This window comes from Salinivibrio sp. IB282, assembly GCF_001995685.1.
In the GTDB taxonomy this organism is placed as follows: Bacteria; Pseudomonadota; Gammaproteobacteria; order Enterobacterales; family Vibrionaceae; genus Salinivibrio; species Salinivibrio kushneri.
Map to the genome: position 1 here is coordinate 23,640 of NZ_MUET01000025.1, position 13,335 is coordinate 36,974.

At 52.8% G+C, this 13,335-nt stretch carries 10 protein-coding genes; 8 read left to right on the top strand and 2 right to left on the bottom strand.

What is annotated here, in order from left to right:
* The first annotated feature begins 20 nt into the window (after positions 1–20).
* Genes thiB through BZG14_RS07380 form a run of 4 tightly spaced genes read left to right on the top strand, consistent with a single transcriptional unit; the run spans position 21 to position 4,380 of the window.
* On the top strand, positions 21–1,016 hold the full coding sequence (gene thiB, locus BZG14_RS07365) for a thiamine ABC transporter substrate binding subunit (protein WP_077486412.1): 996 nt from the start codon (positions 21–23) through the stop codon (positions 1,014–1,016).
* 5 nt (positions 1,017–1,021) lie between these two features.
* Positions 1,022–2,611 (top strand): thiamine/thiamine pyrophosphate ABC transporter permease, encoded by a 1,590-nt coding sequence (gene thiP, locus BZG14_RS07370; RefSeq protein ID WP_077608392.1) that lies wholly within the window; start codon positions 1,022–1,024, stop codon positions 2,609–2,611.
* Complete coding sequence (gene thiQ / locus BZG14_RS07375) at positions 2,605–3,327, top strand: thiamine ABC transporter ATP-binding protein (protein ID WP_077458145.1); 723 nt, start codon at positions 2,605–2,607, stop codon at positions 3,325–3,327. Before thiP ends, thiQ begins: the two co-directional genes overlap by 7 nt.
* 48 nt (positions 3,328–3,375) lie before the next feature.
* Positions 3,376–4,380 (top strand): GGDEF domain-containing protein, encoded by a 1,005-nt coding sequence (locus tag BZG14_RS07380; protein ID WP_077608393.1) that lies wholly within the window; start codon positions 3,376–3,378, stop codon positions 4,378–4,380.
* A gap of 45 nt (positions 4,381–4,425) precedes the next feature.
* Here BZG14_RS07380 and BZG14_RS07385 read toward each other — a convergent pair whose 3' ends face one another.
* Entirely contained in the window at positions 4,426–5,799 is a 1,374-nt protein-coding gene (locus BZG14_RS07385; RefSeq protein ID WP_077521674.1) for a PhoH family protein, read from the bottom strand.
* A gap of 315 nt (positions 5,800–6,114) precedes the next feature.
* Between BZG14_RS07385 and rapA the strand changes: the two genes are divergently transcribed.
* From rapA to BZG14_RS07400, 3 genes are all read left to right on the top strand, one after another.
* A complete protein-coding gene (rapA, locus tag BZG14_RS07390) occupies positions 6,115–9,024 on the top strand; it encodes an RNA polymerase-associated protein RapA (protein WP_077608394.1) in 2,910 nt (969 codons plus the stop codon).
* Between the two features lie 38 nt (positions 9,025–9,062).
* Positions 9,063–9,806: a bifunctional tRNA pseudouridine(32) synthase/23S rRNA pseudouridine(746) synthase RluA gene (rluA, locus tag BZG14_RS07395; protein WP_077486416.1), complete on the top strand. Its 744-nt coding sequence runs from the start codon at positions 9,063–9,065 to the stop codon at positions 9,804–9,806.
* 68 nt (positions 9,807–9,874) lie between these two features.
* Positions 9,875–10,846 carry a D-2-hydroxyacid dehydrogenase gene (locus tag BZG14_RS07400; protein WP_077486417.1) on the top strand — a complete coding sequence of 324 codons (972 nt, stop codon included), beginning with the start codon at positions 9,875–9,877 and terminating at the stop codon, positions 10,844–10,846.
* A 12-nt stretch (positions 10,847–10,858) separates the two neighbouring features.
* Here BZG14_RS07400 and djlA read toward each other — a convergent pair whose 3' ends face one another.
* Positions 10,859–11,680, bottom strand: coding sequence for a co-chaperone DjlA (djlA, locus tag BZG14_RS07405; RefSeq protein ID WP_077608395.1), 822 nt, complete (start codon positions 11,678–11,680; stop codon positions 10,859–10,861).
* Between the two features lie 154 nt (positions 11,681–11,834).
* Between djlA and lptD the strand changes: the two genes are divergently transcribed.
* The coding region (gene lptD / locus BZG14_RS07410) for an LPS assembly protein LptD (RefSeq protein WP_131825171.1) at positions 11,835–13,335 on the top strand (1,501 nt) is incomplete at its 3' end.

Genomic DNA, 13,335 nt, shown 5'->3' on the forward strand with positions numbered 1-13,335 from the left:
GCCCAACTTAGGAGCGTGCTGTGAAAGTTTTTACCTCTGTTCTCACTCTGATTTCTCTGTCGCTGTTATCACTCAGTGCCCGCGCCGTGGACCCACTCACCGTGTATACCTATGACTCCTTTATCGCCGAATGGGGCGCAGGGCCCAAAATCAAAGCCGAATTTGAAAAACAGTGCGATTGCCAACTGGAATTCGTGTCTCTCGATGATGGCGCCGCTTTGCTCAATCGCCTACGCATTGAAGGGGAAACCACCCAAGCCGATATCGTACTCGGGATGGATACCAATTTAATGAAAGAAGCAGAGCGCAGCGGCATTGTCGCTGAGCATGCGGTCAATACTGAGCGCCTGCAAGTGCCTGGCGGGTGGGACAACAACTACTTTATCCCTTACGATTACGGCTATTTTGCCTTTGTGTATGACACTACCCGCTTGCTCGATCCGCCCAAAAGCCTCAAAGCCTTGATTGAAGAGCGCGACGATATCAGTGTGATTTACCAAGATCCGCGCGTCTCAACCGTCGGCCAAGGCTTAATGCTCTGGATCCAAAAAGTGTATGGCGATGATAACCAACAAGCATGGCGCGAACTGGCTGACAACACCATTACCGTGACCAAAGGCTGGACCGAGGCGTACAACATGTTCCTTAACAAAGAAGCCGACATGGTGCTTTCTTACACCACTTCACCGGCCTATCACCGGGTTGCCGATGAGGACGACCGCTTTGCCGCTGCCATGTTTGAAGAAGGCCACTACATGCAAATCGAAGTGGTGGCAAAATCAGCCTACACGGATCAACCGGAACGTGCAGACGCGTTTTTACAATTTATGCTCAGTGATGCAGCTCAGTCTGTGCTCCCAACCACGCAGTGGATGTATCCGGTAACCGATGTCAACCTGCCTGATGCCTTCTACACCTTAGACAAGCCGGAGGAAAGCCTGCTATATCAGCCTGATGAAGTGATGGGCAATCGCCAGCAATGGGTGCGTGACTGGCAAACCGCGCTGGTTGAATAGCCAAGATGCTCAACCCTTCTCGAACCTGGCCGGGCAGTATGGCGGCCAGCTTAGTCGTGGTTTTGATTGGCAGCGCACTCTGGGCGCTGTTCTCTCACAGCCACGACCTAGTGCTCACCGCGTTGTGGCAAGATACCTACCTGCGCCATGTCACCTACTTTAGCTTTAAGCAGGCGACCTTATCTGTGATGCTCAGCGTTGGGCTTGCGATACCCGTCGCCCACGCCCTGTATCGCCGGCAGTTTCCAGCCAAGGCATGGCTGCTTAAGCTATTTGCCATGACCTTGGTGCTACCGGTATTGGTGGGGGTATTTGGACTGGTTGCCATCTATGGCCGCAGCGGCTGGATTGCGCAAGCCTTCGCGCACTTTGATGCGACGATGCCGTTTTCTATTTATGGTTTAAGTGGCATTTTGCTCGCGCATGTGTTTTTTAATCTGCCATTTTCCGCCCAACTCATGGTGCAAGCGTTAGAGGGGATCCCCGCTGATCAACGTCGTCTTGCTACCCAGCTAGGGCTGAAAGGCTGGCAGCGCTTTAAGCATTTAGAATGGCCGTATTTACGCCAAAGCTTGCCTCATATCGTCGGGCTGGTGTTTATGTTGTGCTTTACCAGCTTCGCCACCGTGATGGCACTGGGCGGTGGGCCGAAAGCCACCACAATAGAGCTGGCCATTTACCAAGCCATTCATTTTGATTTCGATTTACAAACGGGTGCTGTCCTTGCGCTTTGGCAAATGCTGTTATGTGGCGCCATCGCATTTACCGTGCAAACTTTGACGCGCCCGCTGCCGAGTACGCCCAGTGAAGTGCTGCCTCTTCCCGCCTCTTTGGATAGCCGAGCCGCCAAATGCTGGGACAGTTTATGGATTGGCCTCGTTTTGCTACTGGTGTTACCGCCACTGGGCGTGGTGATTGCACGTGGGCTCAACCCCAGCGCATTAGCAGTACTCGGCGATGGCGCACTGTGGCAGGCGACACTGCACTCCCTCGCCATTGCCTCAGGGGCAACCAGCTTTGCCTTTGTGCTTGCAGCCGCAGTGATCCTCGCTAGCCGCCACTGGCGCTTACACGGACGCAAAAAACAGGCGGATGGGATAGAAACGCTAGGAGCCATTATCCTGGTGGTCCCGAGCATCGTGCTCAGCACCGGGCTTTTTTTGCTGTTTCGCCAGTTTAGCGACGTATTCAGTTTAGCGCTGTGGCTAGTGATGGCGGTGAACGCCCTGATGGCGCTGCCTTATCTCATAAAAGTATTAAGTGCCCCCGCGTTTCAGGTTGCCCAGTCTTACCATAATCTGTGCGCCACCTTAGGCGTAAGAGGCATCACGCGTTTACGTCTGATCGAATGGGACTGTTTACGTGCACCGATTGCACGCGGTGTCGCGGTGAGTTTTGTGTTATCGATGGGTGATCTCAGTGCGATAGCCCTATTTGGCAGCCAAAACTTTCAAACCCTGCCCCTGTATTTATTTCGCTTAATGGGCAGTTACCAAATGGAAGCCGGTGCTGCTGCAGCGATGCTGTTACTGCTCACCAGCTTGGGATGTTATGCCCTGCTTACGCGCCTTATCCAATGGAGACACGCATGTTAACGCTTTCCAATGTCCATTACCGTTACCAGCAAGATTGGATGATCTTTGATGCCAAGATAGCGCCGGGGGAGATTGTGGCTGTGCTCGGCCCAAGCGGGGCGGGAAAGAGCACATTGTTATCCTTGATTGCCGGGCTGATCGCGCCAGATAGTGGCGAGATCACCATTGATGGCAAGCCCGTCACCACGACGCCCGCCCACCAGCGACCATTGTCTATCTTGTTTCAAGAGCACAACGTCTTTACTCACTTGTCGGTATTCGACAATATGGCCATTGGCTTGTCGCCATCACTGAAACTCACCGCTTCCCAGCGTGACAGCATTCACCAGGCGGCCCACGCCGTGGGTTTAAATGACTATCTGCCACGTCTGCCCGGTCAACTATCAGGTGGCCAACGCCAACGCATCGCCTTGGGTAGAAGCATCGCACGTAACCAGCCTTTATTGCTGCTCGATGAGCCCTTTTCAGCGCTCGACCCTGCGCTAAAAAAGGATATGCTGGCATTGGTCAAGCGTACCGCCCAAGCACAAGGCACGACGGTGGTAATGGTCACTCACCATCCCGAAGATGCCCAAGCCATTGCCTCTCAGTTTCTTTATCTCGATGAGGGACAAGTTCGTCTTCATCGTCCAATTGAAGCGCTCAATCATCCGCCAGAAATGATGCAAGGTTACATGGGCACCGCTGACGATTCGTTTTGGGTGGCATCCCCCTGATAGGCTTCTATACTAAGGAAAACACGGTAGATTCCAAGGAGGCGTCCTGTGGCCGCCAGCAGTATCCAGATTCTCGACTCGATCGTCGACTTTACCGCTAAAACGGAAGTCGACGCGATTACTAAGAGCTTGCTGACCTCGATTACCGAGCTTACTCCGGTTGGCGAAGTCGTACTGCTTGATTACTGCGATGATATGCAGCCTGCCTTTACCGTACTCGGCACCAACGACAACAGTGCGTTTCAGCAAGAGAATATCCATCAAATTGACGCACTTTTGGCAGAGTGCCTTGCGTCCCAAGCGGTTATTCAACACCACACTCATGATCATGTATTGATTGCCGTTCCCATCTATTATGAGAAAGAAGATGGGGTCAGCAGTATTTTGTGCGGCCGCGCCAAAAGCCTTAGCCAAGATCAACGTGCTTTGGTGGCCGGACTCACGCGCATTTATGAGAACTACCAGCAGATTATTATGGCGAGCGAACGTGACAGCTTTACCAGCTTATTTAATCGTAAAGTCTTATCTAAAAAGCTGGATCTGATATGTGATCGCTTAGCGCAAAGCGAGGCGACGCCAAACAGTGACGCTGACAGCGCTCTCTCACCTTGGGTGTGCATTTTCGATGTCGACCACTTTAAGCAGGTCAATGACAATTTTGGTCATGTGTTTGGTGACGAGGTCATCTTGTTACTGGCTTCACTAATGCGCCAGAGCTTCTCTTCACAAGACTCCTTGTTCCGGTATGGCGGCGATGAATTTGTAGTGCTATTTCAGCCCTGCTCGCGGGCCATGGCCGAACAAAAGGCCAATGCCTTTATTGCCAATGTCAACGCGCGAGACTTTGGTGCCGCCCAAACCGTGACCATTTCCATGGGCGCGACACGGATTGAACATGGACAGCTGAGCACCAGCGTCATCTTAGGCTATGCCGATCAGGCGCTTTATCACGCCAAACAAAATGGCCGTAACCAGGTCGCTTTTTATGATGATTTACTGCAGTCTGGGGTGGTCAAAACCTTTGTCGCCGAGGACGATGTTGAATTGTTTTAGGCAATGGATGAAGGTGGCGGCCTGATAACCGCCACCTGATATCAGCTATAAATTCTCTTCGGCAAACTCCGCCAAGCGACTGCGCACCACGCCATTGAGGTACACACACGCACTGCCTTCAAAGTTTTTAAACCGCTCAACAATATAGGTCAGCCCAGATGTCACTGGGGTCAAATACGAAGAATCGATTTGCGCCAAGTTCCCCGAGCACACCAACTTGGTCCCCTCCCCACACCGAGTAATAATGGTTTTAAGCTGAGAGGCGGTGAGGTTTTGGCACTCATCCAAAATCACGAACGCGTTTTGAATCGAGCGGCCACGCATAAAGTTAATCGATTTAAACTGCAGATTCGCTTTCTCCATGATGTAACGCATCGAGCCATCGGTGCACTCATCGTGCATGTGCAAGGCTTCTAGCGTATCGGTCACGGCTCCTAGCCAAGGCAACATTTTCTCTTCTTCGGAGCCCGGCAAAAAGCCAATTGACTCGCCAATATCTGGGGTATTGCGGGTTACGATGATTTTATCGTACATCCCTTTTTCTACCACCTGCTCAAGCGCGGCGGCCATCGCCAGAATGGTTTTACCACAGCCTGCCGGACCGGTGAGGATCGCCAAGTCGATACTCGGATCGAGCAACGCATCCATCGCCATCCCTTGGTAGATATTTTTCGGTTTCACATCCCACGCAGCGCGATGCATCAATCGCTCTCGGCTCAGATCTTTAATCACCGCTTTATCGCCATCAATGGCTTGCACACGCGCGGCAAAATCGTCACTGTCATCTAACAGGTATTGGTTAACAAACGGCGTATCGAGGAGCTCTGACGGCAACGTATGTAGGGTCTCTGTGCCATAGGCTTGACTATTACATTCTCCCACTTTATCCCAAAAGCTGCCTGCAAATTGATGGAAACCTTTGGTTAGCAATCGCACATCATCAATCAGCTGATCGGTGCGGTAGTCCTCCACATACATCACCCCCGCCCCTTTGGCGCGCAGGCGCATATTGATGTCTTTGGTCACCAATACCACTTTGCGGGGTGAGCGCTTAGTTTGCAGGTACAACACCGCATTGAGTATGCGGTTATCACCCGCTTTATCGGCAAAGGCATGGACGGTTTCTTTGATCTCAAAATCAGCGAGGATCGACACCGTCCCTGTCGCATCGCCTTTGCCAACGGCAATGCCCTCGCCAATTTCGTCAGGAGTGGCCTCTTTAAAAATATCTTCCAGCGCACGGATCGCCACACGCGCATCCCGTGAAACATCGCGTTTGCTATCTTTAATCCGGTCAAGTTCTTCGAGGACAGTCATGGGGATCACGACATCGTGTTCTTGGAAAGAGTAAATCGAGAAAGGCTCGTGGAGGAGAATATTGGTATCAAGTACAAACAGCTTCCGGTCGGCGTCGCCCATAGGCACCTCCTGTATCGGCAGTTCACTGTCGGTGACAGCGCTTAAAATAAGCGTAGACCTGGCCGTTGGGATGCGCCCAACTTGTTTTACTGCGCCAGCTCACGCTTTTATCTTTGCCGCCCATTAATGACGTTTGTATGTCAACGTAACCTTTGATGAGATTCGCTGAGTTTCATCGTGACCCTCCTCACAAGTTCGAGTACTATTGGCGGCCAATTTTTTCAGTGCCACACTGAATAGCAGAGTATTTAAACGGTGCCGTCGTCAACGGCGCCGCGTCTTTCGACAATCGAGTTAATTCAGAGGTTTTCCCTTATGTCATTTGCGCTTGGACAACGTTGGATCAGTGATACGGAGCATGATCTTGGACTCGGCACCGTGGTGTCCGTTGATGGCCGTACCGTGACCCTAATGTTTCCTGCTAGTGATGAAACACGGCTGTACGCCAGCCATGATGCGCCCGTGACCCGGGTGATGTTCAACCCCGGCGATGAGGTAGAAAGTCACGAGGGCTGGACCATGACCGTCTCGCGCATTGAAGAAAACGACGGGGTGTTGACCTATTACGGCCAGCGTACTGACACAGGGGAAGATGAGGTCGCACTACGTGAGATCTTACTCAGCCACCAAATTCGCTTCAACAAGCCGCAAGACAAACTGTTTGCTGGCCAGCTCGATCGTATGGACCGTTTTGCCCTGCGTTATCGCGCGCTGACCAATCAGCACCAGCAACTGCGCAGCCCATTACGCGGTTTAACCGGCATGCGTGCTGGCCTGATCCCCCATCAGCTTTACATTGCCCATGAAGTCGGTCGTCGTCATGCACCGCGCGTACTGCTCGCCGATGAAGTGGGGTTGGGGAAAACCATTGAAGCAGGGATGATCATCCACCAGCAAGTGCTGGCGGGTCGCGCGGAACGTGTGCTGATTGTGGTGCCCGAAACCTTACAGCATCAGTGGCTGGTGGAGATGATGCGCCGCTTTAATCTGCATTTCTCGATTTTCGATGAAGAGCGCTGTGTGGAGGCTTTCGCCGACGCCCCTAACCCCTTTGATACCCAACAATTGGTGTTGTGCTCACTGGAGTTTCTGCGCAAAAACCGCCGCCGGGTGGAACAAGTGTGTGATACCCATTGGGATTTATTAGTGGTCGACGAAGCCCATCACCTCACGTGGGCACCCGATGCGCCGAGCCGCGAATATCAAATTATTGAAAGCATCGCTGAGCACACCCCTGGCGTATTGCTGCTCACCGCGACACCAGAGCAATTGGGCCAGCAAAGCCATTTTGCCCGCTTGCGCCTGCTCGACCCCGATCGCTTCTATGATTACGACGCCTTCGTTGAAGAAGCCCAACAATACGCGCCCGTAGCTGAGGCGGTGGAAGCGCTGCTGGACGATACGCCACTGACCGACGCGGCACAAGCTGGGATACGTCAGCTATTGCAACACGAAGATCTGTCAGCACGTTTGGCCCAAGTGCACAGTGACGACGCAGAAGAAAACGCCCGGGCGCGCCAACAGCTGATTGATGATTTGATGGACCGCCATGGCACTGGACGCGTCTTGTTCCGTAACACCCGAGCGGCCATTAGCGGCTTCCCCAGCCGCCGCCTGCATATGCAGCCACTCGCTCTACCCAGTCAATACCAAACCGCCATGCGAGTCGCCGGCATGATGGGCAGCACAGGTTCGAGTGAACAAAAGGCGGTACAAAACCTATACCCAGAAGATATCTATCAACAGTTTGAAGGGGATAGCGCGAGCTGGTGGGGCTTTGATCCACGTATTGATTGGCTGTTGGATTACCTAAAAGCCCACCGCAGCGAGAAGGTGCTGATTATTTGCTCGCGGGCGCAAACCGCACTGACCCTAGAGCAAGCGCTGCGTGAGCGCGAAGGTATTCGCGGGACTGTATTCCATGAAGGGATGTCGATTGTTGAGCGTGACAAAGCCGCGGCTTACTTTGCCCAAGAAGAGGGGGGCGCGCAGGTCTTGATCTGCTCGGAAATTGGCTCGGAAGGGCGCAACTTCCAATTCGCCCATCAGCTAGTGATGTTCGACTTACCGATGAACCCCGATTTACTTGAGCAGCGTATCGGCCGTCTTGACCGTATTGGCCAGACGCAAGATATTGCCATTCATGTCCCGTATCTTGAAGGCACCGCTCAGACCATTTTAGCGCGCTGGTATCACGAAGGCTTAGACGCGTTTGAAGATACCTGCCCCACCGGCCGCGCGGTGTTTGAGCAATATGGCGAGACCTTGTTAACGCTGCTCGCGGCCAATCAACAGGATGACGCGCTGTCGGCACTGATCAGTGACAGTGCAGTGATGAATCAGCGCTTAAAAGCAGAAATGGAAGAAGGCCGAGATAAGCTCCTCGAAATGCACTCCCACGGTGGGGAAGCCGCTAACCAACTGGCAAACACCATTGCCGAGCAGGATGGCGACACTAACTTGGTCACTTTCACCTTGGGGCTGTTTGATACCATCGGTGTTAACCAAGATGACAAAGGCGAGAATGCCTTGGTGGTCAAACCGTCTGAACACATGATGGTACCCAGCTATCCAGGACTGCCTGCCGATGGCTGCACCATTACCTTTGACCGCGATACCGCATTGAGTCGCGAAGATGTTCAGTTTGTATCTTGGGAGCACCCGATTGTTCGAGGGGGCATTGATTTGCTGCTGAGCGAAAACATCGGCACTACCGCGGTATCACTGCTCAAAAACAAGTCACTGCCGGTAGGCACGCTGTTTGTCGAGCTTATCTACACCATTGACGCCCAGGCGCCGAAATCGAGCGGTATCCACCGCTTTTTACCGCAAACGCCCGTGCGATTGCTGCTTGATGCCAACGGCAATGATCTGTCCACCAATGTCGAGTTTGAAAGCTTCCATCGCCAGCTCAGTCCGGTAAATCGCCACCTCGGCAGTAAAATGGTTAACTCGGTACAAAGCCAGATCCACAACCTGATTGAGAAAAGCGAACCACTGGCAGAGAAAGCCCTCGGCGAGATCCAAACCCGGGCGCACCAAGAAATGGAAAGCGAGCTCCAACAAGCCTTAGCGCGTTTAGAAGCACTCAAAACGGTCAATCCGAATATTCGTGATGATGAGCTAGACGCATTACGCGAGCAGATAAGCACCTTGTCGCACCATATTCAGCACGCTCAAATTGAGCTTGATGCGCTGCGCCTTGTTGTGGTTAGCCACCAATAAACCAAAGTGAGACGGGGCCTGATGGCCCCGATAACCCTATGGCAATGACTGAATACCATCCACCGACGGATCCTTGGTTAGATATCCTCTATCAAGACACGGATCTGGTGGTGATCAATAAACCCAGTGGCTTGCTGGCCAATCCTGGTCGCAATCCAGAGCATTACGACAGCGCATGGTCGCGGGTGAAAGCCGAATTTCCCTCCGCCGAGCTGGTTCACCGCTTAGACATGTCCACCTCAGGCGTGATGGCCTTTGCTGCCCATAAGGAAGCAGAGCGCAATCTTAAAGCGCAGTTTCGCGACCGCATCCCCACCAAGTTGTATTATGCGGAAGTATGGGGACAACCAGAAAGCCATGAAGGCATTATCGACCTGCCGTTGATTTGTGACTGGCCCAACCGCCCGCGCCAAAAAGTGTGTTTTGAGCATGGTAAGCCCTCGCAAACGCACTATCGCTGCTTACACACCTTCTCCCTGACCAGTTTGATGGCTTTGTACCCACTGACTGGGCGCTCTCACCAGCTTCGTGTCCACATGCAGTCTTTGGGGCATAGCATTGTCGGCGATGAGTTTTATGCTTGCCCAGACGCGCTCGCCTATACCCATCGACTGCATCTTCATGCTGCCGAGCTTAGCCTTTTGCATCCAGCGACCGGAGAAACCATGCATTTCCAAGCTCCCTGTGATTTTTATCCCCAGATGCCCAATAACCGCTTGGCGAGTGACTATCAATTGGCCGCACCGCTTACAGCCACAAAGGCGGACGCACAAACCAGCTAGCTGAAACCATTGCACAAACTCGCGATATCTCGCACCCTAGAGCCATGGATTGAGACACGGAGATCAACATGGCTCAGCACCACCCCGTCAATATCGTCTTTCTCGACCGCAATACTATCCCAGCGCATATTGTCCTGCCTGCGCCCCAGCATCCGCATCGCTGGCAAGCCTACGATGAAACGCAACCCAGCGATGTGATCGCGCGCTTACAACACGCTGATATCGCCATAACCAACAAAGTGGTGATCGATGAGACGGTGCTTGCCGCCTGTCCTAACCTCAAACTGATTGCGGTGGCTGCCACTGGGGTAAACAATGTCGACTTAGCCGCCTGCCAAGCCCGTGGGGTACAGGTGTGCAACGTACAAGGTTACGCCACTCAGTCGGTACCTGAGCATGTCGTCGCCATGATTTTTGCCCTTAAGCGACAACTGCTCGGATACCACCAGGACGTACAAAACGGTGAATGGCAAAAGCAAGGACAGTTTTGCTTTTTCACTCATCCTATCGGCAGTGTGGCCGGCAGTACATTGGGGATCATTGGCAAAGGCGCATTAGGCGAGGCCGTCGCACAACTGGCGCGCGCCGTCGGCATGAAGGTGGTTTTTGCTGAGCACCGAGGGGCGCAGGCATGCCGGCCTGGCTATCTGCCTTTCGAACACGTGTTACGCCAAGCCGATGTGCTCTCCTTACATTGCCCACTCACCGATAACACCCGTCATCTTATCGACCAAGACACGCTGGCGTTGATGCCAGCGCATGCCATATTGATCAACACCGGACGTGGCGGCTTAGTCAACGAGGCCGCACTACTACAAGCACTGGAAAGCGGACAAATTGGCGGTGCTGGATTGGATGTGCTGAGTGAAGAGCCGGCCCCTGATACTCACCCGCTGATCGCCGCATCATTGCCTAACCTGCTGGTCACCCCCCATATCGCATGGGGCGCAGATGAAGCGGTTAACCGTCTCGCCAACCAACTGATGGATAACATTGATGGTTTTTTAAGCGGTTCGCCGCAACACACACTGATTGACTAGCGCACAAGCCCACTACATATCGCGGGCTTTTTTCACCACATCGTAGGCTTTTTGGATCTCTTGCGCCTTTTCTTTGGCAAGCTCCATCATTTCTGGCGGCAAGCCTTTTGCCATCAATTTATCGGGATGATGCTCATTCATCAGCTTACGGTAAGCTTTTTTCACCTCCTGAGAGGAAGCCGACGCATCAACACCCAGCACATCATAGGCATCATCAATCTCACTTTGCCGTGGTGGTGCGCCCGGCCCATCGGTTTGATGCTGCCAGCCGCCTTGATAACCTTGGCTAAAGCGAAACGCGGCTTCTTGCATCCGTAACCGTTGCTCCAGTTGCTGCGGCGAAAAACCCAGTTTCTCAGCAATCACATAGAGTAGTTCCCGCTCTTTAGGATGCAGCTCGCCATCGGCAAACGCCGCTTGTATCTGCATTTCCAAAAAGACACGCGACAAATCACGCTGCCCCTGACTTAAGGTGCGAATACTACTGAGGGTCTCATCAAGCGGAAAGTCACTGTCTTTGCCCTCACGGAACGCCTGCTGGGCCAACTGCCTGGCTTCACCTTGCAGCTGCATTCGGTCCATAAATAAGCTGGCGAGACGTATTTCGTCCTGAGTGACTTGCCCTTTAGCTTTGGCGATATGCCCCATCACCGCAAAGGTACCGTGGAAAAAAACACGTTGCGCTTGCGGGCCTTGGGCACCAAAACCGCCGAAACGCGCGCGCTGTTTCGCTTTATCAAACTGATGACCTAAGAAAAGGCCAAGAAGAAAACCGATTGGGCCTCCCAACAATGTGCCGAGAATTGCACCAATTACCTTGCCATTTAGTCGCATGCCATGGTCTCATTGCTAGTTTCACACCCTGAACATTTACAGGTGATGCCGGGCGTAAATTGATTTATGATAATCGCATTTTGCAGCCAAAGCATACTGATGCGTTGCCTTCGTGTACACCACGCAATCAGATAAAACAGGAATGTCTTCTTCAATGTCACCGACTGCACGCAGCTTTTTAGCCACCATGATTAGCCTGGCCCTTTATGGCCCAGCCCTTGTTTTTGCGAATGCGGAAACATCCAGCGAACCTTGCCCCGATAGCGAGGCGCGCTGTATTCCAGCGAGTGAGCAAACCCAAGATGTGAACAATGCACCCATTCGCGTGGTGGCCGATCGCGCTGAAGCGCAAACCAATGAAAAAGCCATCTACAACGGCAATGTCGAGGTGACCCAAGGCCATCGTAAAATGACCGCGGATACCGCGACCTTGCGCGATCCAGAACGGATCGTCACCGCACAAGGAGATGTGGTGTTCAATGACGGCCAAATGATGGTGACGTCGGACTATTTACAAGCCAATTTAGAAAACGAAGACACCACGCTCAATAATGCCCAGTACAAGATGCTGTGTACGCCAGGGCGAGGGGAAGCTAAGCGGGTATTTAAAAACGGTACCACCTTCTACGAACTGGAAGATGGCACCTATACCACTTGCCCGGACGAAGACAAAAGCTGGCGTTTTTCTGCTTCTAAGATAGAAAAAGAAGATAGCAGCCTGTTTGCTGACCTTTATCATCCACGGTTTGAGGTGATGAATGTGCCGGTTTTTTATCTGCCATACCTGCGGGTGCCGGTCGAAGACGGTCGACTGACGGGCTTTTTATACCCCTCGGTCTCTTGGAGTGATCGCGACGGTATCGAGATGGAAACGCCATTTTATTGGAATATCCATCCGCAACTTGACGCCACGATCACGCCCAAATATATGTCGGAACGCGGCGTACAACTCAATACCAATGTTCGCTACCTTATCTCACTCGGATCAGGCGCGTTGTACTCAGAATATATGCCTGATGACCAGCGTAACCCAGACCTTGACGCACGCTGGGGCTTTAACTGGACACACAGCGGCGTACAGGGCCACTGGCACTACCAAGCCGATTACAGCAAGGTCAGTGACATTACCTACTTCCAAAACATTGACTCGGACGTGGGTAAACGAGAAGACAATACCTTGCTGCAAACCGGTGAAATCAGCTACCGCGGCTTAGATTGGAACAGCACTGTGCGTGTGCGGGACTTTCAACCGCTCACAGAAAACACCAGTGTGTATCGTTTGATGCCGCAAGTGGATTTTAACTACTACGCGCCGCAAGTGATGCCATGGTTGGACATCAGCGTCCCCGCACAATTTAGTGTATTTGCTAATGACGACCCCAATAAACCTGAAGCGACGCGCACGCACCTGGCGCCGACCTTGACCATGCCCTTCACGCGTCCTTGGTTTAATGCCACGGCCGAAGCGAGCATGCTCTACACCCATTACGATCAACGCTTTGACAATGCCATGCCAGATGCCGAGTCCACAGCGACCTTGAGTAAATCGGTGGAGCGTAAAATCCCAACCGTAAGATTGCATTCCGGCGTGGTACTAGAGCGTAACTTTTGGGCGATGGGGGGGCACTTTAGCCAAACCATTGAGCCTCAAGTGC

Coding starts and splice junctions, on each gene's coding strand:
- thiP (WP_077608392.1), top strand. CDS start 1,022: ATGCTCAACCCTTCTCGAACCTGGCCGGGCAGTATGGCGGCCAGCTTA.
- thiQ (WP_077458145.1), top strand. CDS start 2,605: ATGTTAACGCTTTCCAATGTCCATTACCGTTACCAGCAAGATTGGATG.
- BZG14_RS07385 (WP_077521674.1), bottom strand. CDS start 5,799: ATGGGCGACGCCGACCGGAAGCTGTTTGTACTTGATACCAATATTCTC.
- rapA (WP_077608394.1), top strand. CDS start 6,115: ATGTCATTTGCGCTTGGACAACGTTGGATCAGTGATACGGAGCATGAT.
- rluA (WP_077486416.1), top strand. CDS start 9,063: ATGGCAATGACTGAATACCATCCACCGACGGATCCTTGGTTAGATATC.
- BZG14_RS07400 (WP_077486417.1), top strand. CDS start 9,875: ATGGCTCAGCACCACCCCGTCAATATCGTCTTTCTCGACCGCAATACT.
- djlA (WP_077608395.1), bottom strand. CDS start 11,680: ATGCGACTAAATGGCAAGGTAATTGGTGCAATTCTCGGCACATTGTTG.